Below are 26,076 nucleotides of genomic sequence, written 5' to 3' on the forward strand. Positions count from 1 at the left end.
TTGATGCTTTAATTGACGCAAAATTATGTTATTTTGAATCAAAAATAGCACTGAATATTTTATACACAAAATGGACGTGAAAAAGTCGTTGTTTGACAACTTACAAACCTTCTTTGGTTTCGACAACTTTAAAGGCGATCAGGAATCAATTATTACTAATGTTCTTGAGCGCAAAAACACCTTCGTGATTATGCCCACAGGTGGAGGTAAATCTATCTGTTATCAATTACCGGCACTCATGTCTGAGGGCACTGCCATTGTGATATCGCCGCTGATTGCGCTGATGAAAAATCAGGTGGACCAGCTCAGGGCATTCGGTGGCAGCGATAGCATTGCACATTTTCTGAATTCTTCGCTGAACAAATCGGAAATTACACAGGTAAAGAATGACCTGCTCAGTGGACAGACCAAGTTATTATATGTGGCACCGGAATCTTTATCCAAAGCGGATAATATTGAATTCCTTAAACTCATTACTATATCTTTTGTTGCGGTTGATGAAGCCCATTGTATTTCGGAATGGGGACATGATTTTCGTCCGGAATACCGGCGGATCAGACAGGTGATCAGTGGCCTCGGCCCTGATATTCCAATTATTGCCCTGACAGCTACGGCGACCCCAAAGGTACAGCAGGATATTATCAAAAACCTGCAGATGAGCGATGCCACGCTGTTCAAATCCTCCTTTAACAGGCCTAACTTATTTTATGAGATCCGCCCTAAAAGAGATGTGCTGAAAGAAATCATCCGGTACATCAAATACAATACAGGGAAGTCTGGCATTATCTATTGCCTGAGCAGGAAGAAGGTGGAGGAAGTAGCAGAAGCATTGAACCTCAACGGGATCAAGGCTTTGCCCTATCATGCCGGGCTGGAACCTAAGGTGCGTGCGGATACCCAGGATAAGTTTCTGATGGAAGATGCCGAAGTGATCGTTGCTACGATTGCCTTTGGTATGGGGATTGACAAGCCGGATGTGCGTTTTGTGATCCACCATGATATCCCCAAGAGTATGGAAGGCTATTACCAGGAAACCGGCAGGGCAGGCCGTGATGGCGGGGAAGGTGTTTGTATCGCGTTTTACGCACAGAAGGATGTAGATAAACTGGCGAAATTCATGAAAGATAAACCTGTTGCCGAACGTGAGATCGGCACGCAGATCCTGAAAGAAGTGATAGACTATGCTGAATCCGGCGTATGCCGCAGAAAGCAGATCCTGCATTATTTCGGTGAGAACTTCAATGAGGCCGGCTGTAACTGCATGTGTGATAACTGCAAGAAACCCAAACAGCTGTTTGAAGCTGAAGAATATCTGAAAACACTGTTGCTGATGATCAGGGATATCGGGGAGAAATTTGATGATGCCCATATCCTGAATGTCCTGATGGGATCGGAAACAGCACAGACCATTGCTTATGAACACAGTAAATTGCCTGAGTTTGGTTTAGGCAGGGTGGAAGGCGAGAACCTTTGGAAATCTTTGGTAAGACAGGCGGTTTTAAATAACTTTCTGTCAAAAGATATTGATAATTACGGCCTGCTAAGGCTCACCAACTCTGGTGTAGACTTTATTGCGAATCCATATGGCCTTAAATTTATCCTGAATGAACCGATTGAAAGCGCGTCAGACGATGATGAGGATGATGTGAAACATGGCAGCGGAACTTTGGATACGCAGTTGCTGCAACTGCTGAAAGACCTCAGGAAAAAGATTGCGAAACAGAAGAATGTTCCTCCGTTCGTAGTTTTCCAGGATCCTTCGCTGGAAGAGATGTGTACGCATTATCCTATTTCTATGGAAGAGCTGAAGCAAATCTCGGGTGTCGGAAACGGGAAGGCACTGAAGTTTGGTACGCCGTTCCTGGAGCTGATCAAAAAGTACGTGACCGATAATGATATTGAAAGGCCTATAGACCTGATTATCAAAACTCAGGCGAATAAATCCCAGTTGAAGGTATCCATTATACAGAATGTGGACAGGCAGATCGGGCTGGAAGATATCGCTAAATCTAAAGGCATCACTTATTTTGAGATCCTGAAAGAGATTGAAGCCATCGTGAATTCCGGTACCAAGCTGAACCTCAACTACTTTGTAGATGAGATCATGGATGATGACCGCCAGGATGAAGTGTTTGATTACTTCCGCTCTGCCGAGAATGACTCTATCGATGAGGCACTGAAGGATTTGGGCGAGACGGATTATACCCGTGAAGAGATACAGTTAATGCGAATCAAGTTCATGTCTGAACTTGGAAATTAAATTGGGAAATGATCAATTTCGAATTAGATAAATTAAAATATACAACATCCGGTAATTTCTTTTTAATGGCTGGCCCCTGCGCAATTGAAGGGGAGGAAATTGCCTTAAGGATCGCGGAGAAACTCGTGACTATCACGGATAAACTGGAAATCCCTTTCATCTTTAAAGGTTCATACAGAAAAGCCAACCGCTCTAAAGGCGATAGCTTTACCGGTATAGGGGATGAAAAAGCATTAAAGATTCTGGAAAAAGTAGGGCAAACCTTCGGTGTGCCTACAGTAACGGACATCCACGAAAGCGACGAGGCTGCTATGGCTGCTGCTTATGTGGACGTGCTGCAGATCCCGGCCTTCCTGTGCCGCCAAACTGACCTGTTGATCGCTGCTGCGAAAACAGGGAAGGTAGTGAACGTTAAAAAAGGGCAGTTCCTTTCTGCCGGTTCAATGAAATTCGCAGTAGAGAAAATCAATGATTCCGGAAATCAAAGGGTGATCCTGACAGACAGGGGAAACACTTTCGGCTATCAGGACCTGATTGTTGACTACAGGGGATTACCGGAAATGCAGAGTTTTGGCGTACCTGTTGTAATGGATGTGACCCATTCGCTGCAGCAGCCTAACCAAAGTTCCGGTGTTACGGGCGGAAAACCACAACTCATAGAAACTATTGCCAAAGCTGCTATTGCGGTAGGAGCAGACGGTTTGTTTATCGAGACTCACCCTGATCCTGCAAATGCGAAATCTGATGGCGCAAATATGCTTCAGATCGATTTGTTGGAAGATTTAATGGTGAAGCTGATCAGGATCAGGCAAGCTGTGATTTAGTTCAACTGCTTAGACCGGTTAAGTTTAACTTTTCTTCTTCAGGATATGTTGCTATATTAATTTGCAGAAGCCTGGTAAATTGAGTGTATTCATGCTTTGCTGAATAAAAGTATATACTATATTCCGGCTGCATTAATTTGCTGCGCAAAAGAACGCTGAGGCCGTCATATAGTTTATACTTTTATTTTAAGATTATCTGCAGCGAGGTGCTTAGGGGAAATCCAGAAAGAAAGGCGTGTTAACCAGGTATTTAGCGATCAGGTGCAGCAGCAATCCTATATTTTAGTAATAAGGAATGAAGTTCTACGGTTTTTCTGACGCCCTTCAGCAGTGTCATTTTTCGCAACCGGTACTGTTGGCCCGAATCCTTTAAAGCGCAAACGACCTGCTTCAATTTTGTGATTAACCAGGTAATCGTATACGGCCTTAGCGCGTTGAAAGGACAATTTCTGGTTATCCGTCGCATTTCCTACATTGTCGGTATGTCCCTGAATTTCAATTCCGGTTGTAGTGTTGGCCTGTAACAGCTGCAGTAAGTTTGTCAACTCGGTGACTGAGGCCGGCAATAATTCGAATTTGTTGGTATCAAAAAAGATGTTCCTCAGGATGACGTTGCCTCCCGGTTTCAGTTTTTCCAGATAGATCTCTAATACATATGGCTTGCCCGGGGTGGCGGTGCTCAATTCGAAATTATCTGAATAAAAAAGATAGCCATCGGCAATGGCGTTGAACGCATAGGCGCTGCCTAGTGGCATTACTGCCAGAAATTCGCCGTTGTCTTTGGAAGTGAAATCATTGAATTTGCTCTCTTTGGTTTTCAGGTTCACCACCTGCACGTTGGCTTCCAAGAAATTATGTGTTTCTTTATCCCGTACGATGCCTTTTACATAAGTGATAGGAAGTGGTTTGGCAGCGGCAGGGAGATCGAAGCTATAGATATCCATGTCGCCGTATCCGTCTTTCAATACGGAAGAGAACATGCCCTGGCTGCCGTCTGGTGTTACCATCAGGCCCGTTTCCTCACTGAAGGTATTGATTGGATAACCGATATTCGTTGGTTTACCCCACTTGCCATTTTCCTGAAGGCGGCTGTAAAAGATGTCCATGCCCCCCAGACCGGGCCATCCGTTTGAAGAAAAATATAAGGTTTTACCGTCAGGATGTATAAAGGGGGTCGTTTCATCAAATGGCGTATTGATGCCGGGTCCCAGGTTTTCCGGCTTGCCCCATTCACCTTCGCTATTAAATGTGGTCTTCCAGATATCGTATCCGCCAAGTCCGCCGGGGCGGTTGCTTACAAAGTACAGCGTACTTCCATCAGGAGTAACTGCCGGCTGAGATTCCCAGGAGCCAGAGTTTACAGTGGGGCCCAGGTTGAAAGGTTTATCCCAGTCTTTCCCGTTTTTATGGCTGACGTACAGATCGCAGCTGCCTAATCCGTCTTCGCGGTTGCAACCCGTAAAAAAGAGGTACATGCCATCGGGTGAGATGGACTGCGCGCCTTCATTTTGCGCAGTATTGATCTTGTCGCTCATTGGCACTGCCGCCGACCATTGTTTATCTGCTGTTCTGTGAGAAACATAAAAATCTTCATTTCCATTGACGGTACGGCTGAATATTAAGCTTGACCCATCTGCTGTTAAGGCGGGAAAATATTCCCGGTCTTTTGTATTGATTGCGTTTCCAAGGTTGACTGGCCGGTACGTTTCCGGATGTTTGAGGGCAGTTGCAGAAAAATCGCAGTCCAGGATGTATTTGTTGGTTCTCATTAAAAGATCCTGGTCTTTTCCCTTGTAGTTCTCTTTGAAAAATCTGAAGTGTTTTCCGGCATTTTCATAATCAGCAGATTTCAGTTCTACGTCTCCCAGCGAGTAATAAACCCTCGCCTCTGTTCCTGCACCGGAAATAGCGATTGCCTTAAGATAACTGGATTTTGCTTTTTTGAATTCTCTTTTTAATCTGTAGACATCTCCCAGCTGCACAAAGGCCAGTTGAAATGCAGGGTCGGCTTCCAGGGCATCGTCCAGTGATTTGATTGCTGTTTCATAGTCTTTGTGCTGCAGGGATTTCTGCGCAGACTCAAAATTCTGCTGTGCTTTTCTTACAGTAGATTCCTGTGCCCGGGCAGCTTTAACTGTTGCGATGGAAATAACCAGGATGAACAGGAACATTTTTCCTGAACAGGCGAAATTATGAGTGCAATTTTTCAGGAACGTATGTATATCCATTATGCTGGTTAGATGATCCGATAGCTAAACTTAATGAAAAATAATCTAAAGGTTCTGAAATAAAGCACAATGTGTTCAGGGAACAAGCCGAATGATCCTAAGGGATATTCAAATACTTATGCGTTTGCAATGAGATCTCCCATTTTGGGTTCGCCATCACATAATCGATGATCAGCGGAGTCATTTCTTTGGATTTTGACCATTCCGGCTGCAGATATAATTTACAGGTAGGAGATACGGTTTCCGAATAGCGTTCTGCCCACTCAAAATCGCTTTTATTGAAAACAATCACCTTTAATTCATTGGCAAAGGGTGTGATATCCGGACGCGGTGCTTTGAATTTTTTTGGAGAAAGACAGATCCAGTCCCAGCTGCCTGACAGGGGATAGGCACCTGAGGTTTCGATGAACGTGAGGATATTTCTTTCCTGTAGTTTCTTAGTGAGGTAATCCATATTATAGATCAGAGGTTCGCCACCGGTGATCACTACGGCTTTACCAGGAAATGTATCTGCCTTTTCAGCAATTGCGTCAGCGGAAGTTAAAGGGTGAAGTTCTGCATCCCAGCTTTCCTTCACGTCACACCAGTGACAGCCTACATCACACCCTCCAAGACGGATAAAATAGGCAGCTTTGCCTGTATTAAAACCTTCACCCTGAATAGTGTAAAATTCTTCCATTAAAGGAAGCAATGTGCCGTCTGCGGGAATATTGTGTGCCATATTAATTTTGCGAAGTTAAATAAAATATGAACGGGAAAAGGGAATATCTGTATATTGGAATTGTTTAAATGACTAATCTGTGAATAACACTATGCATAATGGCTAATTTACGCTGGTATAAAATAGAAGAGGAAATTCCTGAGGAAGACTTCATGCGGCAGGTTATTGTTGCCGGTAAAAAACTGTGCCTGCTGAGGAATGAAGGTAAGGTTCACCTGATCCAGAATACTTGCCCTCATGCCGGAGGTATATTAAGCGGAGGCTGGTGTACTAAAGGTCAGCTCGTCTGTCCCATTCACCGTTATGCTTATAGTTTAGAAAATGGAAGAGGAGCAGAAGGTCAGGGAGACTATATCAATATCTACCCTTTGCGCGAAGAACCCGATGGTTTATACGCGGGTTTTCGTCAAAGCCTGTTCAGCAGATTTTTTGGCGGGGATTAAAATTAATTACCCCGCATTTGCCAGGCTTTGCTTCATCACCTGGTTTAAGGGATAAGGCCTGTTGAAGGCATCCTGCCTGACTTTAAAATGTTCTGATAATTTCCTGATTACCTCTTTAGACAGTCCTTTTTTATAATTAAGGATATCTGAAATATAACCTTTGCTTACACTGAGAAGATCAGCGAGGGCAGTAGCACTCAGCTGATGATCATCCATAAAAGACCGTAGCAGCCTGATCGGATCAACTGCGTTAAGGCTGTTATGTTCTTCATCATATTTTTCAATGAGCAGGGTGAGCAGCTCAATTTCATCTTCAGTATGGATATCTTTAACCTCAATGTCTGTGAATGCCTCAAGAATGCTGCAATATTGAAAATATTGCTCTTTATTTTTAATGACCGTGTATTTTAGCTTTTCCATTTTAATAAATATTAATCGTGTATTGTCTCAATTCTTTGCAGATCCTGTCATACGCTTCATGTGTACCTATCCAGCAAATAAACAGATGTACCTGCTTTCTGCCAAATGCATATCATTCTGTAGTTATTTCCTCCCAGATCAAAAATTACTTTATTGCTGCCTTTGCCCAAAAGATCAGCAGAACCATAGGTCTTCTTTATATCTCCCGGCTGCTCCCAGTCAGCATTGCTTAATTTCGCTAACCAATCTTCCAAAGAAGTACTGCTTCGGGCATTTAATCTGATATAATTTTCAATAGTTTCTTTCCTAATCAAATGAACACGCATTTCAATATCAATCAACGGTAAGTAATAGTTCTCTAAAAGAGAACATTAATTTAAAATATTTTATATATTAGTATTTGTATATAAAATTCCTCCTAACTTAATTCTTAAATGAAACATGATGGTTAAAAAATTATAGAAATTTCCTCAACGCAAAAAGCCCGCAATTCGATTTGCAGGCTTTCGGTAGAGATTTAAAGGATCTTACTGGTAGATCTCTTTTTTAGCAGAAGCTAATGTGTTTTTCAGCAGTCCAACGATGGTCATTAACCCAACGCCGCCGGGAACAGGAGTGATCCACGAAGCTAAGGGAGCAACATTTTCGAAATCAACATCTCCATAAAGCTTGTAACCGGATTTTGTGGTTTCAGAAGTTTCCCTGTTGATACCTACGTCGATGATAATAGCACCGGGCTTAACCATATCAGCGGTTACAAAATTCTTTCTGCCGATTGCTGCAATGACGATATCGCCCTGCAGAACCATTTCCTTCAGGTTGGTGGTTTTACTATGCGTAAGGGTTACTGTACAGTTTCCCGGATTAGCATTGCGTGCCATCAAAATACTCATCGGACTGCCCACAATATTACTGCGGCCAACAACTACGCAATGTTTACCGGTGGTATCAATTCCGTAAGCCTGCAGCATGAGTAAAATCCCATAGGGTGTTGCCGGGATAAAACAAGGCTGGTTACGCATCATGCGGCCCAGGTTTACAGGATGAAAGCCATCCACGTCCTTACGGTAGTCTATGGCGTCCGTAATCTTTTCAGGGTCGATATGTTTTGGCAAAGGCAACTGAACGATCATACCGTCAACCCCGGCATCAGCGTTAATCTCCCGAATCTTTTGTATCAGCTCCTCCTCGGTAACATCTGTATCATACCTAACAAGTGATGACTCAAATCCTACCTTTTCACAGTTCTTCATTTTGCTGGCCACATAGGTTTCACTACCGCCGTCATTACCAACCAGGATGGCCAGTAAATGCGGCTTCCTGCCGGTTTGTGCCGTGAATTCAGCAGCTTCTGCAGCTATTTCTAATTTAATCTTTTCTGATGCGAATTTTCCGTCCAGTAATTGCATATCAAATGCTATGTTAAATGCTATCGATTAATCTAATTTCAGTACCGCCATAAATGCAGTTTGCGGGATTTCCACATTACCTACCTGGCGCATACGTTTTTTACCTTTTTTCTGTTTTTCAAGCAATTTACGCTTACGCGAGATATCACCACCGTAACACTTGGCAGTTACATCTTTACGTAAGGCTTTCACCGTTTCGCGGGCAATGATCTTTGCTCCGATAGAAGCCTGAATGATGATCTCAAACTGCTGGCGGGGAATCAGTTCCCTCAGTTTCTCACAGATCCTTTTTCCGAAATCATAAGAGTTACTGCGGTGGATCAGCGAAGATAAAGCATCTACGGGCTCTGCGTTCAGGAGGATGTCCAGTCTGACCAGGTCAGACCTGCGGTAACCGATCTGGTGGTAATCAAAAGAGGCGTAACCTTTAGAGATGGTTTTCAGGCGGTCATAAAAGTCGAACACGATCTCTCCCATAGGGATTTCAAATACGAGTTCCACACGGTCTGAGGTTAAGTACGACTGGTTGACGATGATTCCCCTTTTCTGGATACAAAGTGACATTACAGGTCCTACAAACTCAGATTTAGTAATGATGTTTGCTTTGATATAAGGCTCTTCCACATATTCCATTTTGCTTGGATCAGGAAGATCTGAAGGGTTATTGACAATGATCAGCTCATTTTTAGTGGTCATCGCCTGGTACGACACATTGGGTACCGTAGTGATCACTGTCATGTCAAATTCACGCTCCAAACGCTCCTGGATGATCTCCATGTGCAGCATTCCAAGGAATCCGCAACGGAAACCAAAGCCTAAGGCTGCAGATGATTCCGGTTCAAAAACGATAGAGGCGTCATTTAGCTGCAGCTTGTGCATGGCTTCCCTCAGATCTTCAAATTCGTCAGTATCCACAGGATAGATACCGGCGAATACCATTGGTTTTACCTCTTCAAAACCCTTAATAGGTTCTGAACTCGGACGGTCTTTATGTGTGATCGTATCTCCGACTTTTACCTCTCTGGCTTCTTTAATACCGGAAATGATATAACCTACGTCACCGGTTTTGATGACATCCTTAGGAGATTGTTTTAATTTTAATGTACCTACTTCCTCTGCAATATATTCTTTACCTGTGGCTACAAATTTAACTTTGTCCTTTTTGCGGATCTCCCCGTTCAGAACTTTGAAGTAAGCCACAATACCGCGGAATGAATCAAAAACAGAGTCGAAGATCAGGGCCTGAAGTTCACCATCGGGATTACCTACCGGTGCAGGTACACGTTCTACAATAGCACGCAGAATATCGTGTACGCCTAATCCTGTTTTTCCGGATGCGGGAATGATTTCTTCCCTTTTACATCCGATTAGTTCAATGATCTGATCTTTTACCTCTTCGGGCATAGCCCCCGGAAGGTCCATTTTGTTTAAGATCGGGATGATCTCCAGATCGTGCTCCAAAGCGAGGTAGAGGTTGGAGATGGTTTGCGCCTGTATACCCTGTGAAGCATCTACGATGAGTAATGCACCTTCACAGGCAGCAATGGAACGGGAAACCTCATAGGAGAAATCCACGTGTCCGGGTGTATCTATCAGATTCAGGATATACGGCTGTCCGTCCTGAATATAATCCATTTGAATGGCATGACTTTTAATCGTAATACCCCTTTCACGCTCCAGATCCATATCATCCAGCAACTGAGCCTGCGACTCACGCTGGGTGATTGTATTTGTATATTCTAATAAACGGTCGGCCAAAGTGCTCTTCCCGTGGTCAATATGTGCAATTATGCAAAAATTACGTATGTGCTTCATCAGTGCCGCAAATATAGAATATTCGCTTGATTATTCTGCACTGTTTGCCAGTTCCAATAATTTTTTGACCATTTCGGCATTGGTTAGCGTGGTACTATACTCATCGGTATTGGCGCCCATGCTCAGTTGTTCATTTCTGTAGTTCATTTCACTGCTTACCGGCAGCCTTGCCGAAGCATGGAATACTTTTGCCCCCGTCAGGCTGATAAGCTTTGCGATATTGTCTGTGCCGACGCCGGCACCCGGCATAATGCTGATCCGCCCGCCTGCCAGCACTACGAGGTTTGAGAGTACTGCAGCACCTTCCAATGCTGAAGCTTTGCCACCCGAGGTCAGGACGCGTACCATTCCCAGGGCGATGATATCTTCCAGGGCTTCATACATATCATCAGTCATATCAAATGCGCGGTGAAAAGCCACCTGCATTGGTTTTGCCAGTTCAATCAGTTGGGCACAGCGTATTTTATCTACTTTGCCTTCCCTGGTAAGAATACCTGTCACGATGCCTTCGCAATTCAACGATTTGCAGATCCTGACATCTTCCTTCATCAGCTCAAATTCAAGATTGGAGTAAAGAAAGTCGCCTCCGCGTGGCCTGATAATAGGAAATACTTCAATGTCAAGCATCTTTTTGGCCATCGCGATTTGCGCATAGCTGGGAGTAGTACCACCTTCAGTAAGGCTGGCACAAAGTTCAACACGTTTAGCACCACCCAATTGTGCCTCTACGGCCGAAGCTACAGAGTTGGCACAGACTTCCATTTCTATCATAAGCTGAATTAATAATAACTTTTTCCGGGGATGAGAAGACTTTGGTTATTCTCGTTACAAACCGCGTAGCTGAATCCTTTTTGTATGGCATATGCACCGTATTGCCCCTTTTTATTGAGCGCTAGAAAACCTACCTGGATCTCTTTGGATTTTGCAGTTTTCTTTTTAATGATCCTCATCACCGCTTCTTTACAGGCCTCTTCAGGGGGATAACCCTGGCGCATCAGTTCCACCACAAGGAAACTGCCCACGTTGCGGATCACCTCTTCGCCTACGCCTGTTGAAGTAGCGCCACCAATTTCATTATCTATATATAATCCCGCGCCGATAATTGGGCTATCGCCAACCCGCCCGTGCAGCTTATAGGCCATACCGCTGGTTGTACAGGCGCCGGAAAGATTTCCTTTTGCATCCAATGCCAGCATTCCGATGGTATCATGGTTGTACTGATTGCCGGGAAGACGGGTAGGGGAAGCTTTATCGTAAAGTTTGTTCTCAATATTCATTACAGGCGCATACTTCGCTGTTTTCAGCCACTCTTTCCATGCCTTTTCGCTTTCAGGAGTAAGGAGATTGATTTTTTTAAAACCATTTTCCAGTGCGAACTGCAGGGCACCGTCACCGGCAAGCATCACGTGAGGGGTTTTTTCCATCACCATTCTTGCCACAGAGATCGCATGTTCAATATGTTCAAGTGCAGCAACTGAGCCACAATTCCCTTCTTCGTCCATAATGCAGGCATCCAGTGTAACCTTGCCGTCACGGTCCGGCAGTCCGCCACGTCCGACCGACTGATTTTTAAGGTCCGACTCAGGAACCTGAACCCCTTTTTCTACGGCATCCAGCGCGCGGCCGCCGCCTGACAAAACTTCCCATGCAGCGTGGTTGGCTGCAATGCCAAAGTCCCAGGTAGAGATCACCAGTGGTTTTGTCGCGACAGGCTGAAGAGGATCGGGAAGAATATTGGCAATACCGCTTTTACCAATTGCCAGGAGCGAGGCAGAGAGAGCGGAAGATTTAATGAATTTTCTACGGTCGAACATAAGCGGTTTTTGAGTATTTCAGGGCACAAGAATACCTAAAAATATCTATTGTTAAAAGCTTATAAAAAGAAAATCCGGCGGGAGGCCGGATTTATAATCAGATCGTGCTGCCCCTTATTCGGACAGTGTAAAATCATCTGCATCTTTCAGGAAAGGGAAGCTCTGCCTTATCTTCACCATCTCTTCATAATTGATACTAAAGGTATAAAGGTCTTCGTCCTCAGGTTTGTAATATACCGTATTGCCATAGGCATCGATGCACATGGAGTGGCCGCTGTGATAAAGCTCGTTGCCGTCATGGCCTACCCGGTTCACAGCGATCACATAACTCTGGTTCTCTATCGCCCGTGCAGGGATCAATGCTTTCCAATGGGATATCCGTTTGTCCGGCCAGCTGGCAATGATCAGTAAGATATCATAGGCAGCATCATGGTTACGCAGGTATACAGGGAACCTGAGATCATAACAGATTGCCAGCCTGATCTTCCAGCCTTTCAGATCTACGATCACTTCTTCGTGTCCTGCTGTATAAGTCTTATCTTCTTCGCCCATCCCAAAGAGATGCCTTTTATCATAATACTGGTGTTTTCCGGAGGGAAGCATCCAGATCATCCTGTTAAAGTAGTTATCCTTTTCTTTAATGATCAGGCTTCCGGTTACCACACATTCGTATCTGGCAGCAGCCTGTGCCATCCAGGTCATGGTTTTACCATCCATTTCTTCTGCAAGCTCCGCAGCATTCATACTGAAGCCGGTATTGAACATTTCGGGAAGCACGATCAGGTCTGTTTTTTCCTTTACCCCCATGGATAAACGCAGGGAAATGTTCTGCAGGTTCTTGTCAACATTTTCCCAAAATAAATAAGCCTGAAAAATGGTGATTTTGAGATTATTGATATTGAGATAACTAGGACTTTCCATATGTTGTTTCGGTAAGGGATATGTAAAAACTAAAGTTTCATTAATCTTTCAACGGATTTTTCTAATGTATCTTGCTTCTTCGCAAAACAAAAACGCAGCACGCTGTGGTCTGTATTCCTGGTGTAGAATGCCGAAACCGGGATAGCGGCAACGCCAAAATCAGTGATCAGGCGCCTGGCAATAACGGTGTCAGGTTCATCACTGAAATGATCATAGGTTACGCATTGAAAGTAGGAACCTTTACAAGGTAACATTTTAAACTTCGTCTGGCTGAGAAGGCCACGGAAGAAGTCGCGCTTCTGCTGGAAAAAGTCGGCCAGCCCCAGGTAAGTGGAAGGATCCTGCAGGTAATTGGCAATGCCGACCTGCATTGGGGTATTTACGCTGAATACATTGAACTGATGGATTTTTCTGAATTCTTTCATCAGGTTCTCCGGAGCCAGGCAATATCCGGTTTTCCATCCCGTAGCATGCAGCAGCTTTCCGAAAGAAGCGGTAATAAAGCTGCGTTCTTTCAATTCAGGATATAATGCGATGGACCTGTGTTTTTCCCCGTCAAACACAAGGTGTTCATATACCTCATCGCTGAGGATGAGCACATCGTTATTTTTAAGGAGTTTGATGAGTGCCCTGATGTCTTCATCCTGAAGCACCGTTCCTGTTGGGTTATGCGGACTGTTCAGAATGATCATCTTGGTATTCGCGGTAAACAACTTTTTCACCATCTCCCAGTCGATCCTATAATCGGGAGGGGCCATTTCGTACGATTTGACCAGGCCGCCGAGCGACCGTATAATCGGTGCGTAGGCGTCATATGCGGGTTCAAAGATAATGACTTCGTCACCAGGCTGGATACATGCCGTTAAGGCTGTAAATATAGCCTGTGTGCCGCCGGCAGTGATGGTAACCTCTGTATCGGGATTGTAATCAGAGCCATATTGGGTGTTGACCTTGCTAGTAACCAGTTCCCTTAAAGCAGGGGTGCCTGTCATGGGCGCATATTGATTATGCCCGCCCTTCATTGCTCCTGCAACAAATTCTATCAGCTTAGGATCACAGTCATAGTCAGGAAAACCTTGTGAAAGGTTTATCGCATTGTGTTCCGCCGCTAACTGGGACATTACAGAAAAAATATTTGTAAATGTTCCCGGGAGTTTCGAGTTGGTAGCTATCATGTAAATACGAAATTATAAAATATTTCCTATCGGATATTACGATTTATTTAATAATTTCATGGACTATGACTTTTAAAACAAAAGAGAGCAGGCTGCTGCTCGTTTTAGGAACCTTCTTTGTGGCTAATGCCATTCTTTCAGAATTTATCGGAGTAAAAATATTTAGTGTGGAAGGTACGCTGGGAATCAAACATTTTGATATCAATCTGCTTGGGGTTCCCAACTTATCATTTAACATGTCGGCCGGAGTGCTGACCTGGCCTATTATTTTTATCATGACAGACATTATCAATGAATATTTTGGCGTAAGACAGGTACGCTTCCTTTCTATATTGACTTCTGCATTAATTGCCTACGCTTTCCTTGCCATCTGGGGGGCAATGCATCTTAATGCGTCCGACTTCTGGATCCATCAAAATATAAACGGAGAAGACTTGAATATGAATAACGCGTTTTCGGGAATTTTTGGTCAGGGAATGTGGATCATTGTCGGATCGATCGTTGCATTTCTGGTGGGGCAGATTGCCGATGTCCTCATCTTTCACCGGATCAAGAAGATCACCGGTGAGCGGGCGTTATGGCTCAGGTCTACTGGCTCTACACTGGTATCACAGCTGATTGATAGTTTTGTGGTTATTTTTATTGCATTTTATTTAAACCCTCAATACCATTGGAGCTGGCAGATGGTGGCTGCTATAGGGTTGGTGAATTATACTTATAAGTTTTTGGTGGCTATACTGATGACGCCGGTATTATATATTGTGCATGGTATTATTGACCGCTACCTGGGGAAAGATCTCGCCGGCAGAATGATCAAAATGGCAGGAAGGGGATAATAAACTCATTTTCCACAATTTATTTTAAAACATTGTTTGATAGTATTTTGTTATGAAATTGAAGGATATTTTGTTAACTTTTCTATTGTAATTGTTCTACAAAAGCCGAAAGTCCATAAAGTTTAAACCTGACATTATGAAAACCCTGACTTTTTGTTTCGACCACCCGGTAGCAGTAAAAGTTTTTTTTAACTGTGTGTCGAACCCGGAGATTAAGCATGAGATAAAATTCCTGCGTAGTAACGAGGATGGTTCTTTGGTGATTCCGGTGGAGGATATACCCGGTGGGTCATGGAAAGTGCTGCTGGAATGGAATTATGAGGGCAGGGACTTTTGTATGGAGCGGAATATTAAAATTCCGGGAGCTATATTAAGTTAGCGGCTGACAGCGGACAAAATTTCATACACCACTGTACAACACGGCAGACATGACCATTGAGACCTTCGAAAAAAATTTTTTAGTTTAAACCTTTCACCTTAAGTTAACGGATTTAAACGCCGGTATTTTGTCATCTGTCGTTCACATTCGAAAAAACATCAAAATAATCTGCTTTTTTACGGATTCCTTACAAAATATAGCAAAAAAAAGGTACGGTTTTTGTACCTTTGAGGAAAATTTTTAGACATTAATGAAGATATTTATTACAGGCCTTCCTTTAGAAGTAGGGGAAGATGAATTAACAGCCGTGTTCGGCGATTTCGGTCAGGTAAAATCACTTAGGATTATCAAAGATCGTGAAACTGGTCAGAGTCGTGGTTTTGGTTTCGTAGAGATGCCAGTTGACGAGGAGGCTAAAGAAGCGATCAAGAGAATGAACGGTGGTGACTACAATGGTAACCGGATCAAAGTTGCTGAAGCACAGGAGAAACCTGGTACTGGTGGCGGAAACGCTGGTGGTGGTGGTTTCAAACGCAACAATAACAACAGGGAAAGAAGCTATTAATTAGCTTTTTTCTATGGACTGAATTTTCTATCATCACATAGAGAACAAGGGATTATTTAATAAAAAATTCCTTGTTCTTAATCATCATTCTGATGGTATAATTGAACTATAGCTAGTTTTTATGCTGAAAAAATTTCCGGTGTTCAAACTTGCCTATGCATTGATATTTGTATTGGTGCTGGCAGCCGAATATTGGCATTGGACAAGGTTAAACTTTGCAGTTAAGCCTGCAATTGCATTGGTGTTGCTCACATTTTTGTGTTTATCGACAACGCTTAAGGGGCGGTTTCATCAAAGACTATTTACAGGACTTGTTTTTGCGTTAACAGGAGATACCCTGCTGATGCTTTGCAACTATAATCCATCCTATTTCCTTTATGGGCTTATTGCCTTTCTGATCTGCCACGTATTTTACATCAGTGCCTTTTACCTTGATTTCCTGTCTGCAAAGGAACTAGATAAAAAAGGAGCGAGGATTGCCATTGGCAGTTGTGCCGTGGTCTTTACAGCATTCTATTTTTATCTCAGGCCTCATTTGCCTTTGCTAAAACTACCGGTGCTGATTTGTGTATTTACAGGAGCCCTGATGGTAATGATGGCTGCTTTTAGAAATCAGCGGGTAAATTCACTGAGCTTCAAATTGGTTCTTACAGGTGTGCTCTTCTTTATTCTGGCAGACGCGCTGATGGCGCAGGTACATTTTATCAAACCTTTTATTCATGCTGATCTGCTGATCAGCGCAGTTTATATGATTGCCCAATGCCTTATTATCACGGGCGGGGTGGAGAGAAAACTGATACATACTCAAACAGCAGTTTAATACTATTTGATCATTACCCCCGGTTTATTAACCAGTGGTATTCTGATCATGTTATCATCCACAATGCTTTCCGGTAAAAAGATAAATTTCTTGTCATATATAGTGCCATTGATATAATAGCTTAACCAATATTCATTGGTTAAGCCAAATACTTCTGTATCGATCGCTTCTACACCTTTAAAGGAATTTGCGGGAATATCACCCAGAAAATGACGCAGTACAGAGGTTTTTACTATTCTGCCATCTTTTTCACCGTATCCTTTAGAACTGATCAGTACATTGTCGATTTGTATATTTTTCAGATTCAGCAGGTAAACGGTCCAGTTCTTTACCTCTGGTGTTTCACTCATAAGTACCACTGCCATGGCCATGTCTTCTACAATATTTTCAGGCAGATCCTTCTTCATAGTTTATTTCTTTTTGGCTACGGCCTTCTTTTTCGCAGGTGCTTTTTTGGCAGGTGCTTTAGTGGCCGCAACTTTCGTACCATTGGCGGCCTTTTTCTTAGTTTTTGGCTCGAAGGCATTTGGTACCTGTTCTACAATTAATTTTTTAACTTCATCAAGAGAAAGTACCGCAAGTTCTTCAGGTGTATACTTCTCATTGGTAGCAGGGTTTCTGCCCAGTTTCAGCATATCTTTGCCAAAACGGATGAATGCTCCCCATCTGCCGTTTTCGATAGCGACCTTATCATCTGGCCATTGCTGGATAAAACGGTTGGATTCTTTTTCTACTTTTTTAGCGATCAGCTCCCTGATGTCATTGTCAGAAAGGGTATCAAAATTGTATGCTTTTGGCACGTTGATAAACAGGTCGTTCCACTTGATAAAAGGTCCGAAGCGGCCTGTGCCTTTAGTTACAGGTAATCCATCATAGTGCGCCACAGGAGCATCAGCAGTGATCTTTTCACTGATGATCGCCTCCGCACGGGGCTGGTCTACCGTAAGAGGGTCTTCGTTTTTAGGAATAGAAATATAGGTTTCTCCCCATTTCACATAAGGTCCGAAGCGGCCTACGCCAACAGAAACTTCTTTGTCTCTGTAGTTGTCCAGATGGAAAGGCAGCCTGAATTGCTCCAGTGCATCTTCCAGTGTGACGGTGCCTACTGACTGAGATTTCATCAGGCTCGCGTATTTTGGTTTTTCTTCGTCATCCACCTGACCAATCTGTACCAGCGGGCCGAACTTGCCAACCTTAGCATAAACATTTCTTCCGCTGACAGGGTCTACACCTAAAAGGCGTTCCCCGTTTGCCCTGTCTGCCGTTTCAGTAGTGACTTCTACTTCTTTATGGAATGGAGTATAAAACGCATGCAGCATTTTAGTCCAGTTCTGCAGGCCCTGGGCGATCTCATCAAATTCTTTCTCTACGTTAGCCGTAAAGTTAAAATCTACGATTCCTTTAAAATGTTCAACCAGGAAGTCATTTACTACCTCACCAATATCAGTAGGGAATAGTTTTGCCTTTTCGGCTCCGGTGATCTCGGTTTTTATGGCTTTGGTAACTTTGCCTTCCTCCAGTATGATCGACCCGAAAGAGCGGTTACGGCCGTCACGGTCTTCCTTTACCACATAACCACGGTTCTGTATCGTGGAAATGGTTGGTGCGTAGGTAGAGGGACGTCCAATTCCCAGTTCTTCCAGCTTTTTCACCAGGCTTGCTTCTGTGTATCTTGCAGGCGGGCGGGAGAAACGCTCGGTAGCGTTCATCACCCGAAGTAAAAGCTCCTGGCCGTTGCTTAACGGAGGAAGAATATTTTCGTTATCGCTTTCTTCAGATTCTTCATCATCGCTTGATTCCAGGTATACTTTCAGGAACCCGTCGAATTTCATTACCTCTCCTTCAGCCACCAGATGTTCTGCACGGGTACTTACTGCAATATGGGCAGTTGTCTTTTCAAACAGTGCTTCGCTCATTTGCGATGCAATGGCACGTTTCCAGATCAGCTCATACAGGCGTTGCTCCGAACTATCTCCTGTGACAGTATGCTGATCAAAGTAAGTAGGGCGGATGGCCTCATGGGCCTCCTGCGCCCCCGCGGATTTAGTTTTATAGGTTCTTGGCTGATGGTATTTTTGTCCGTAGGCAGAATTGATCTCATTTGCAGCTGCTGTAAGTGCGGTTTCAGATAAATTTACTGAGTCTGTCCTCATGTAAGTGATCTTTCCACTTTCATATAAACGCTGTGCTACCTGCATTGTCCTTGAAACCGGAAATCCCAGTTTTCGGGAAGCTTCCTGCTGTAGGGTAGAGGTTGTGAATGGGGCTGCAGGATTACGTTTGGCAGGTTTAGTTTCCAGGCTGCTGATCTTAAAACTGGCATTGATACAGTCATTAAGGAATTTCTCAGCATCTGCTTCCTGCTCAAAACGCTGTGGCAGTTCTGCTTTAACCAGCTCCCTGCCTTTACCGGTGGCAAATTTGGCAGTGATCTTAAAAGCGGCAGCAGCATTGAATTTATTTACTTCACGTTCCCTGTCAACGATTAACCTTACGGCTACCGACTGTACGCGGCCTGCTGAAAGGGAAGGTTTAACTTTCTTCCATAAGACAGGTGAAAGTTCAAAGCCCACCAGGCGGTCCAGTACACGTCTTGCTTGTTGTGCATTTACCAGGTTATAATCAATTGTTCTCGGAGATGCTATAGCCTTTAATATGGCAGGCTTGGTAATCTCATGAAAAACAATACGTTTGGTTTTATTCTCTTTTAATCCCAGTGTTTCGTAAAGGTGCCATGAAATAGCTTCTCCTTCACGATCCTCATCGGACGCTAACCATACCATTTCGGCTTCCTTAGCTAATTTTTTAAGTTCTGCTACGACTTGCTTTTTATCAGCAGGCACCTCATAGGTTTGGGCAAAGTCATTTGCTGTATCGATTCCCATATCGCCTTTAACCAGGTCACGGATATGCCCGTAACTAGATTTGACAAGGAAATCTTTACCCAAATACCCTTCTATTGTTTTTGCTTTCGCCGGTGATTCAACTATTAATAAATTTTTGGCCATTCAGAACGTTTTTCTGCAAATAAAACTATAAATAAGGCTATAATCCAAATTCTATCGAGAATAAATATGAAAAAGGGTCATTTGGCCGATAAAAAATATTGACTATTTCTCAAAACCAAACGCACTATTGTACCGGAAATTGATGTTGCCGGAATAAGTTTACCGTATTATTATATATGTATAAAATATTTGTACATATATTCGTTTATCATAAAAAAATCAAAACTATGAACCTACTAGTTATTCTCTTTAGTTTATTATTTACCCCACCATCTCCACCTGCAAGCATCTATGATTTTACCATGAAAACAATTGATGGTAAAGAGGTTAAGCTGTCGAAATTCAAAGGTAAAAAAATGCTCATCGTGAACACGGCATCGAAATGTGGCTATACTCCACAGTACGAAGACCTGGAAAAATTGCACAAACAATATGGTAACGACGTTGTTCTTATCGGCTTCCCGGCAGGTAATTTCGGTGGCCAGGAACTGGCAACGAATACCGAGATCCAGGATTTCTGCAAAAAGAATTTTGGCGTTACTTTTTTATTGAGCGAAAAGGTAAGTGTGAAAGGAAATGACATTAATCCGATTTTTAAATACCTGACCACTGCAGGCAATCCTGACTTTACAGGTGATATCAATTGGAATTTTGAGAAATTTCTGATCAATGAAAAAGGACAGCTTGTTCACCGTTTTCGTTCTAAAGTGGTACCATTAAGCCCGGAGATCACCAAGAACCTGTAATCAGGTATGTAGAACGAACGACTGAAACGCGAAGTTCAGTTAAAAGGAGAAATTTCATTCAGGAGATTTCTCCTTTTTTTGGATGCTTTGCCGGAAATTGAATTAAATTTGCAACTCAATTTCATGTATGCAAAGTTTTGTAAAGGTTTGGGCACTCACACTGGTCTTAGGATCTGGCCTCTTATTTTCCTGTAGTAAAAGTTACAGGGTAGTAAAGTCGAACCGAACCGAATATGGAATAGCCAGTACTATAGCGGCAGATAGTGCGGTCATCAAAACATATCTTCCCTATAAACTAAGGCTTGACTCCCAAATGAATGCTGTAATTGGACATACAGACCTTGCGCTCAGCAAAACATCTGTAGGTGGTGAATCCCTTCTGGGCAACTTTTTCGCCGATGCTTCTCTCGCTGAAGCAAAAAAAATTGATCCTTCTATAGATTTTGCAATCCCGAGTACAAATGGTGGCATACGTAACGACCTTCCAAATGGTGCCGTCACACTGTCCAACGTTTTTGAACTGATGCCTTTTGAGAATGAACTGCTGGTTTTTGAACTGAAAGGAAGTGATGTGCAGTCGCTGCTGGAATTTATTGCACGTACAGGCGGGCAACCTGTTTCGGGCCTCAGTCTTATAATTAAAGACAGCAAGCCTGTAGAAGTAAAGATCAACGACCAGCCTTTTGATATTACAAGAAACTATCATGTACTTACATCAGATTATATTGCTGGTGGTGGCGATAACCTGAATAGTTTTAAGCAACCCGTATCCCGGAAAGTTTTAGGATTGAAGGTGCGGGATGCATTGATTTTATATATAAAGGAAAAACAGGCCGCTGGTGAAAAGGTCAGCTCAAAATTAGATAGAAGGATCAGTCATGATTAATCGCAGAAAATTCGTAAAAAATGGTGGTATCGTTGCAGCAGCAGCGGCATTGAGTATTAATTCCCTTGATGCGCTGGCCAGTGGTGAGGTCAAAAGGCTTACCATCCTGCACACCAATGATGTTCACAGCCGTGTAGAGCCTTTCCCCATGGATGGATCCAGGAATCAGGGGCTTGGGGGCGTAGCACGACGATCAGCATTGATCAAAAAGATAAGGGCAGAAGAAAAAAATGTATTGCTGCTTGATGCAGGTGATATTTTCCAGGGAACGCCATATTTCAATCTATATGGTGGCGAGCTGGAGATCAAGCTCATGAGCGATATGGGTTATGATGCAGCAACAATGGGTAATCATGATTTTGACAATGGGGTAGAGGGGTTCTACAAGCAGCTGCCGTATGCAAATTTCCCCATCCTGGTGAGTAATTACGATTTTTCAGATACCGTCCTTCATCAGTCTACACGTCCATATAAAGTATTTAATAAAGCCGGGTTGAAAATCGGTGTATTCGGGTTAGGTATAGAACTGAAAGGATTGGTGGGAGAGAAAAACTATGGGGGCACGATCTACCAGGACCCGGTTGCAAAAGCGAATGAAGTTGCCGGCCTGCTGAAAAATGAACTTAAATGTGACCTGGTCATTTGCCTTTCACATTTGGGGTACAGATATTTTGATAACACGGTGTCTGACCAGGTGCTGGCTCAAAACAATGACCATATTGACTTGATCATTGGCGGGCATACCCATACCTTTATGGCAAAACCACAGGATGTAAAGAACAGGTCAGGAAATATTACAACAATTAACCAGGTTGGTTTTGCGGGAATAAATTTAGGTCGTATAGACTATCATTTTGAATCATACAGAGGGAAGAAATTACTCGCTTCTCCACCCTATATGATATCTGAACATCTGGATAGCTAACCTTTAAATCAGGAAGCCGCCTCCCAGGAGATCATTTCCTTCGTAGAATACTGCCGACTGCCCGGGAGCTATTGCAGAGACATTGTGGTCAAAAACCACACGCATTTTGTCTTTTTCCTGAACGATTGTGCTCAGCATTCCTGCATCTTTATATCTTATTTTAGTAACTACATTGTCCATTGGCTCTGTAATGCTGTCATATTTAATCAAATTAAGGTTACGCACCATAGCTTCTCCTCTTTCCAGCTCTTCTGCTCTGCCCAGCATCACTGTGTTGCTTTCAGGAAGGATCTGCGTAACGAACATCGGTTCGCCAAAAGCGATTCCTAAACCTTTACGTTGCCCTATCGTATAAAAAGGATAACCTTTATGCTGCCCGACGATCATTCCGTCACTATTGATGAAGTTACCGCCCGCAACCCGCTCTTCCAGATCTTCAACCTTATGTTTAAGAAATGAACGGTAGTCGTTTTCAGGAACAAAACAGATCTCATAACTTTCACTCTTTTTTGCAAGTTCTTCCTGGCCCATTTCCATTGCCATCTGTCTGATCTCCGATTTGGCAAAAGAACCCAGAGGGAATTTTGTACGTGCAAGGTTTTCCTGTGAGACACCCCACAGCACATAGGACTGATCCTTGTTTTCATCAAGTCCTTTGGAAATGACATGTCTTCCATTGGTATGCTGTCTGATGTTGGCATAATGTCCTGTTGCAATAAATTCGCAATCCAGTTTATTTGCACGTTTAAGCAATGCTTCCCATTTGATGTGGGTATTGCAAAGCACGCAAGGGTTTGGGGTGCGTCCGGCAAGGTATTCATCTACGAAATTGTCGATTACAAAATCGCCGAATTCATCTCTGATGTCTAATATATAATGCGGGAAGCCGTAATTGACTGCCAGGGTACGTGCATCATTGATACTGTCCAGGCTGCAGCACCCGGTTTCCTTACTGCTGCTTCCTGATGTAGCATAGTCCCAGGTCTTCATCGTTAACCCGATTACCTCATACCCCTGTTCATGTAACATCACTGCTGCAACTGAACTATCAACACCGCCACTCATGGCTACCAGAATTCTGCCCCTTTTACTCATTATAAAAAAATATGGTGCAAAAATAACTGATTTTGTTGAAACATTCAGTTTTTCAGCCGTCAGATAGTTGTAAAAAGGATGAATTGTGTAACGACTAAATGATATAGCCCGATGAGATATGCTATTTTAAACTTAATGTAATATATTAGGGGCTTAAAAAAATAAACAAAACGTATTGATAAATGAAGAGAAAATTAATTTGCAGTTTGTTGTTTATTCCATTTATTGTGAATGCACAGCAGGATCTGGCGAAATATGTAAAGCCTATCATCGGAACTCAGAAAATGGGGCATACCTATCCCGGCGCAACAGTACCGTTCGGATCCGTACAGCTAAGTCCTGAAACCGACACGATTTCCTATGAGCTAAATGGCAAATATAACGGGGATGTCTATAAATATTGTGCCGGTTATAAATATGAAGATCCTACTATAGTTGGTTTCAGCCACACGCATTTCAGCGGAACGGGCCATTCTGACCTGGGTGATTTCCTGGTGATGCCGAGCCAGGGCAAACTGCAGCTGAACCCCGGCACCGCAGCAGACCCTAAGAGCGGCTACAGATCTGCATTTTCTCATCAGAATGAAGTTGCTGAGGCTGGTTACTATAAAGTGAAACTGGATGATGATGGCATTGTTGCAGAACTAACAGCCTCAAAAAGGGTGGGGATGCACCAGTACACTTTTAAAAAATCTGATCAGTCGCACATTATCCTTGACCTCATATCGGGGATCTACAATTATCCCGATAAAAATGTATGGACCTATGTACGTGTGGTAAATGACAGCCTGATTACCGGTTACCGTCAAACCAATGGCTGGGCGAGAACGAGAACGGTATATTTTGCTATGTCTTTTTCCAAAGCTTTCAAATCTTACGGTCAGAAGAATTACGACCGCAAACAGACATACCGTGGTTTCTGGAGCAAATTTGACCAGACAAAGAACTTCCCGGAACTTGCAGGCCGGCAGATGAGGATGTATTTCGATTTCAGCACTGCTGATCAGGAAAAGATAAAGATCAAGTTTGCGATATCGCCGGTAAGCCAGGAAAATGCACTGGCCAATATGAAGGCTGAGATACCGGGATGGGATTTTGAACAAGTAAAAAAACAGGCCAGGGCGGAATGGAACAAAGAGCTGAATAGGATCACTGTTAATACGGATGAAGAGGATAAGGTGAATTTCTATACGGCCATGTACCACGCTTTTATTAACCCTACCACGTATAACGACGTAAATGGTGAATATAAAGGACTGGACCAGGGTGTTCACACGGCTAAGGGATTCACGAATTATACTACCTTCTCGTTATGGGATACCTACCGTGCTTTACACCCCTTTTTCAATATCATACAGCCTTCGCGAAACAATGATATGGTAAAGTCGATGATGGCGCATTATGACCAGAGCGCGCTGAAAATGCTGCCGGTGTGGTCTAACTCTGCCAATGACAACTGGTGTATGAGCGGTTATCACAGTGTTTCAGTCATCGCTGATGCGGTGATCAAAGGGGTTTATGATGGTGATGCTGAAGCCGCATTACAGGCCTGTATCATTTCGTCAAACCATAGAGACTATGACGGCATAGGTGATTATATTGATAAAGGGTATATCCCTGCTGAAAAAAGCGGGACTTCAATATCCAATACTTTGGAATATGCATATGACGACTGGTGTATTGCACAGTTGGCAAAGAAGCTGAACAAGCAGGATATTTATCAGGAATACACGAAACGTTCGGGAAACTGGGTAAATAACTTTGACCCTTCTACCGGCTTTATGCGCGCTAAAATGGCTGACGGTACTTTTCAAAAGAAATTCGATATCATGAGTACACACGGACAGGGTTTTATTGAGGGCAATTCATGGAACTACAGCTTCTTTGTACCGCAGGATCCGGCGTCACTGATTGAACATATGGGAGGCAAAAAGAAATTTGCAAGCCGTTTGGACACCCTGTTCACGATGCACCTGCCGGATGAATTTTTTGCAGAGACTGAAGATATTACCAGGGAGGGTATTATTGGCGGTTATGTGCATGGAAACGAGCCTGCACACCATGTGGCCTATCTGTACAACTGGGCCGGTCAGCCCTCTAAAACACAATCACGTGTAAGGATGATCCTGAAAATGCAATACAAGGATGCACCTGACGGCCTTGGAGGGAATGATGATTGCGGACAGATGAGTGCCTGGTACATTTTCTCATCCCTGGGTTTTTATCCTGTGGCACCGGGGTCTGATGAATACTCTCTGGGAAGTCCTGCAGTTAAATCTGCTGTGGTTAAGCTGGAGAACGGCAAAACCTTTACCGTAGAAGCCATCAACCAGAGTGATAAGAATGTGTATGTACAAAAGGTGTTGCTGAACGGCACGCCTGTAATTACACAGACCATTAAACATGCGGATATTATCAATGGAGGGAAACTTACATTTTACATGAGCAGTAAGCCCGCCAGATAGGATTTGCTAAAAGAACAGCAGGGCAGGAGACATCGTCATCCTGCCCTTTTTGTTTATCTGCGTCCAGATAGTATATCATTGTTCTGTTCATTCGTATATTTAAATACTGTGCTGAAAATAATTCTACTGAAAAACAGCCTGTTGAATGATTAAATGCGTTTTATTCAGACAATGATTTGCATATAAAATATTAATTTCTACCTTTGCAGTCCTTCAAAAAGGGTATTGATTCCGTAGCTCAGCTGGTAGAGCATTACACTTTTAATGTAGTGGTCCTGGGTTCGAATCCCAGCGGGATCACAAGAAACAATATCAAAGAGA

The 26,076-nt window shown here is 43.3% G+C and carries 24 protein-coding genes and 1 tRNA gene; 12 read left to right on the plus strand and 13 right to left on the minus strand.

Going from position 1 to position 26,076, the window contains the following annotated elements; all coding sequences use genetic code 11:
- Positions 1-70: 70 nt before the first annotated feature.
- Positions 71-2,260 (plus strand): DNA helicase RecQ, encoded by a 2,190-nt coding sequence (recQ, locus tag BLW16_RS21305; protein ID WP_090559906.1) that lies wholly within the window; start codon positions 71-73, stop codon positions 2,258-2,260.
- 8 nt (positions 2,261-2,268) lie between these two features.
- Positions 2,269-3,084 carry a 3-deoxy-8-phosphooctulonate synthase gene (kdsA, locus tag BLW16_RS21310; protein ID WP_090559907.1) on the plus strand — a complete coding sequence of 272 codons (816 nt, stop codon included), beginning with the start codon at positions 2,269-2,271 and terminating at the stop codon, positions 3,082-3,084.
- A 275-nt stretch (positions 3,085-3,359) separates the two neighbouring features.
- On the opposite strand, the gene BLW16_RS21315 is transcribed toward kdsA, so the two are convergent.
- Both BLW16_RS21315 and BLW16_RS21320 read right to left on the minus strand, forming a co-directional pair.
- Positions 3,360-5,312, minus strand: a complete 1,953-nt coding sequence (locus BLW16_RS21315; RefSeq protein ID WP_245735408.1) for an OmpA family protein — start codon at positions 5,310-5,312, stop codon at positions 3,360-3,362.
- A 97-nt stretch (positions 5,313-5,409) separates the two neighbouring features.
- On the minus strand, positions 5,410-6,033 hold the full coding sequence (locus BLW16_RS21320) for a 7-carboxy-7-deazaguanine synthase QueE (RefSeq protein WP_090559909.1): 624 nt from the start codon (positions 6,031-6,033) through the stop codon (positions 5,410-5,412).
- 98 nt (positions 6,034-6,131) lie between these two features.
- Between BLW16_RS21320 and BLW16_RS21325 the strand changes: the two genes are divergently transcribed.
- Positions 6,132-6,476, plus strand: coding sequence for a Rieske (2Fe-2S) protein (locus BLW16_RS21325; protein ID WP_090559910.1), 345 nt, complete (start codon positions 6,132-6,134; stop codon positions 6,474-6,476).
- 6 nt (positions 6,477-6,482) lie between these two features.
- On the opposite strand, the gene BLW16_RS21330 is transcribed toward BLW16_RS21325, so the two are convergent.
- The 8 genes from BLW16_RS21330 to BLW16_RS21365 all read right to left on the minus strand — a co-directional run bounded on the left by BLW16_RS21330 (position 6,483) and on the right by BLW16_RS21365 (position 14,030).
- Positions 6,483-6,896 carry a helix-turn-helix domain-containing protein gene (locus BLW16_RS21330; RefSeq protein WP_090559911.1) on the minus strand — a complete coding sequence of 138 codons (414 nt, stop codon included), beginning with the start codon at positions 6,894-6,896 and terminating at the stop codon, positions 6,483-6,485.
- A 56-nt stretch (positions 6,897-6,952) separates the two neighbouring features.
- Positions 6,953-7,237 (minus strand): type II toxin-antitoxin system HigB family toxin, encoded by a 285-nt coding sequence (locus tag BLW16_RS21335; RefSeq protein ID WP_217631618.1) that lies wholly within the window; start codon positions 7,235-7,237, stop codon positions 6,953-6,955.
- A gap of 186 nt (positions 7,238-7,423) precedes the next feature.
- The gene (locus BLW16_RS21340) at positions 7,424-8,305 is read right to left on the minus strand and encodes a bifunctional 5,10-methylenetetrahydrofolate dehydrogenase/5,10-methenyltetrahydrofolate cyclohydrolase (protein WP_090559912.1); all 882 of its coding nucleotides are present in this window, start codon (positions 8,303-8,305) and stop codon (positions 7,424-7,426) included.
- 27 nt (positions 8,306-8,332) lie between these two features.
- Positions 8,333-10,120, minus strand: coding sequence for a translation elongation factor 4 (gene lepA / locus BLW16_RS21345; RefSeq protein ID WP_090559913.1), 1,788 nt, complete (start codon positions 10,118-10,120; stop codon positions 8,333-8,335).
- 30 nt (positions 10,121-10,150) lie between these two features.
- Entirely contained in the window at positions 10,151-10,891 is a 741-nt protein-coding gene (locus BLW16_RS21350; protein WP_090559914.1) for a copper homeostasis protein CutC, read from the minus strand.
- A gap of 8 nt (positions 10,892-10,899) precedes the next feature.
- On the minus strand, positions 10,900-11,934 hold the full coding sequence (locus BLW16_RS21355; RefSeq protein ID WP_090559915.1) for a glycosylasparaginase: 1,035 nt from the start codon (positions 11,932-11,934) through the stop codon (positions 10,900-10,902).
- Between the two features lie 114 nt (positions 11,935-12,048).
- Positions 12,049-12,855 carry a nitrilase family protein gene (locus tag BLW16_RS21360; protein WP_175470673.1) on the minus strand — a complete coding sequence of 269 codons (807 nt, stop codon included), beginning with the start codon at positions 12,853-12,855 and terminating at the stop codon, positions 12,049-12,051.
- A 29-nt stretch (positions 12,856-12,884) separates the two neighbouring features.
- On the minus strand, positions 12,885-14,030 hold the full coding sequence (locus tag BLW16_RS21365; RefSeq protein WP_090559916.1) for a methionine aminotransferase: 1,146 nt from the start codon (positions 14,028-14,030) through the stop codon (positions 12,885-12,887).
- Between the two features lie 65 nt (positions 14,031-14,095).
- On the opposite strand from BLW16_RS21365, the gene BLW16_RS21370 reads away from it, so the two are divergent.
- The 4 genes from BLW16_RS21370 (at position 14,096) to BLW16_RS21385 (ending at position 16,630) form a co-directional block, all read left to right on the plus strand.
- A complete protein-coding gene (locus tag BLW16_RS21370) occupies positions 14,096-14,866 on the plus strand; it encodes a queuosine precursor transporter (RefSeq protein WP_090559917.1) in 771 nt (256 codons plus the stop codon).
- A 136-nt stretch (positions 14,867-15,002) separates the two neighbouring features.
- Positions 15,003-15,245, plus strand: coding sequence for a hypothetical protein (locus BLW16_RS21375; RefSeq protein WP_090559918.1), 243 nt, complete (start codon positions 15,003-15,005; stop codon positions 15,243-15,245).
- A 250-nt stretch (positions 15,246-15,495) separates the two neighbouring features.
- Entirely contained in the window at positions 15,496-15,810 is a 315-nt protein-coding gene (locus BLW16_RS21380; RefSeq protein ID WP_090559919.1) for an RNA recognition motif domain-containing protein, read from the plus strand.
- A gap of 121 nt (positions 15,811-15,931) precedes the next feature.
- Positions 15,932-16,630 (plus strand): lysoplasmalogenase, encoded by a 699-nt coding sequence (locus BLW16_RS21385; protein ID WP_090559920.1) that lies wholly within the window; start codon positions 15,932-15,934, stop codon positions 16,628-16,630.
- A 2-nt stretch (positions 16,631-16,632) separates the two neighbouring features.
- On the opposite strand, the gene BLW16_RS21390 is transcribed toward BLW16_RS21385, so the two are convergent.
- Positions 16,633-17,037 (minus strand): hypothetical protein, encoded by a 405-nt coding sequence (locus tag BLW16_RS21390; protein ID WP_090559921.1) that lies wholly within the window; start codon positions 17,035-17,037, stop codon positions 16,633-16,635.
- A 3-nt stretch (positions 17,038-17,040) separates the two neighbouring features.
- Positions 17,041-19,638: a type I DNA topoisomerase gene (topA, locus tag BLW16_RS21395; RefSeq protein WP_090559922.1), complete on the minus strand. Its 2,598-nt coding sequence runs from the start codon at positions 19,636-19,638 to the stop codon at positions 17,041-17,043.
- Between the two features lie 227 nt (positions 19,639-19,865).
- On the opposite strand from topA, the gene BLW16_RS21400 reads away from it, so the two are divergent.
- From BLW16_RS21400 to BLW16_RS21410, 3 genes are all read left to right on the plus strand, one after another.
- Positions 19,866-20,384: a glutathione peroxidase gene (locus BLW16_RS21400; RefSeq protein ID WP_090559936.1), complete on the plus strand. Its 519-nt coding sequence runs from the start codon at positions 19,866-19,868 to the stop codon at positions 20,382-20,384.
- A gap of 127 nt (positions 20,385-20,511) precedes the next feature.
- Complete coding sequence (locus tag BLW16_RS21405; RefSeq protein WP_090559923.1) at positions 20,512-21,270, plus strand: 5'-nucleotidase C-terminal domain-containing protein; 759 nt, start codon at positions 20,512-20,514, stop codon at positions 21,268-21,270.
- A complete protein-coding gene (locus BLW16_RS21410) occupies positions 21,263-22,195 on the plus strand; it encodes a bifunctional metallophosphatase/5'-nucleotidase (RefSeq protein WP_090559924.1) in 933 nt (310 codons plus the stop codon). Before BLW16_RS21405 ends, BLW16_RS21410 begins: the two co-directional genes overlap by 8 nt.
- 3 nt (positions 22,196-22,198) lie before the next feature.
- Here the strand turns inward: BLW16_RS21410 and mnmA are convergent, their stop codons facing one another.
- Positions 22,199-23,290: a tRNA 2-thiouridine(34) synthase MnmA gene (gene mnmA, locus BLW16_RS21415; protein WP_090559925.1), complete on the minus strand. Its 1,092-nt coding sequence runs from the start codon at positions 23,288-23,290 to the stop codon at positions 22,199-22,201.
- Between the two features lie 182 nt (positions 23,291-23,472).
- On the opposite strand from mnmA, the gene BLW16_RS21420 reads away from it, so the two are divergent.
- Together BLW16_RS21420 and BLW16_RS21425 are read left to right on the plus strand one after the other, a co-directional pair.
- Positions 23,473-25,755 (plus strand): GH92 family glycosyl hydrolase, encoded by a 2,283-nt coding sequence (locus tag BLW16_RS21420; protein WP_090559926.1) that lies wholly within the window; start codon positions 23,473-23,475, stop codon positions 25,753-25,755.
- Positions 25,756-25,982: 227 nt separating this feature from the next.
- Positions 25,983-26,055, plus strand: a tRNA-Lys gene (locus BLW16_RS21425).
- Positions 26,056-26,076 lie beyond the last annotated feature (21 nt).

Source organism: Pedobacter hartonius (genome assembly GCF_900107535.1).
Lineage (GTDB): Bacteria > Bacteroidota > Bacteroidia > Sphingobacteriales > Sphingobacteriaceae > Pedobacter > Pedobacter hartonius.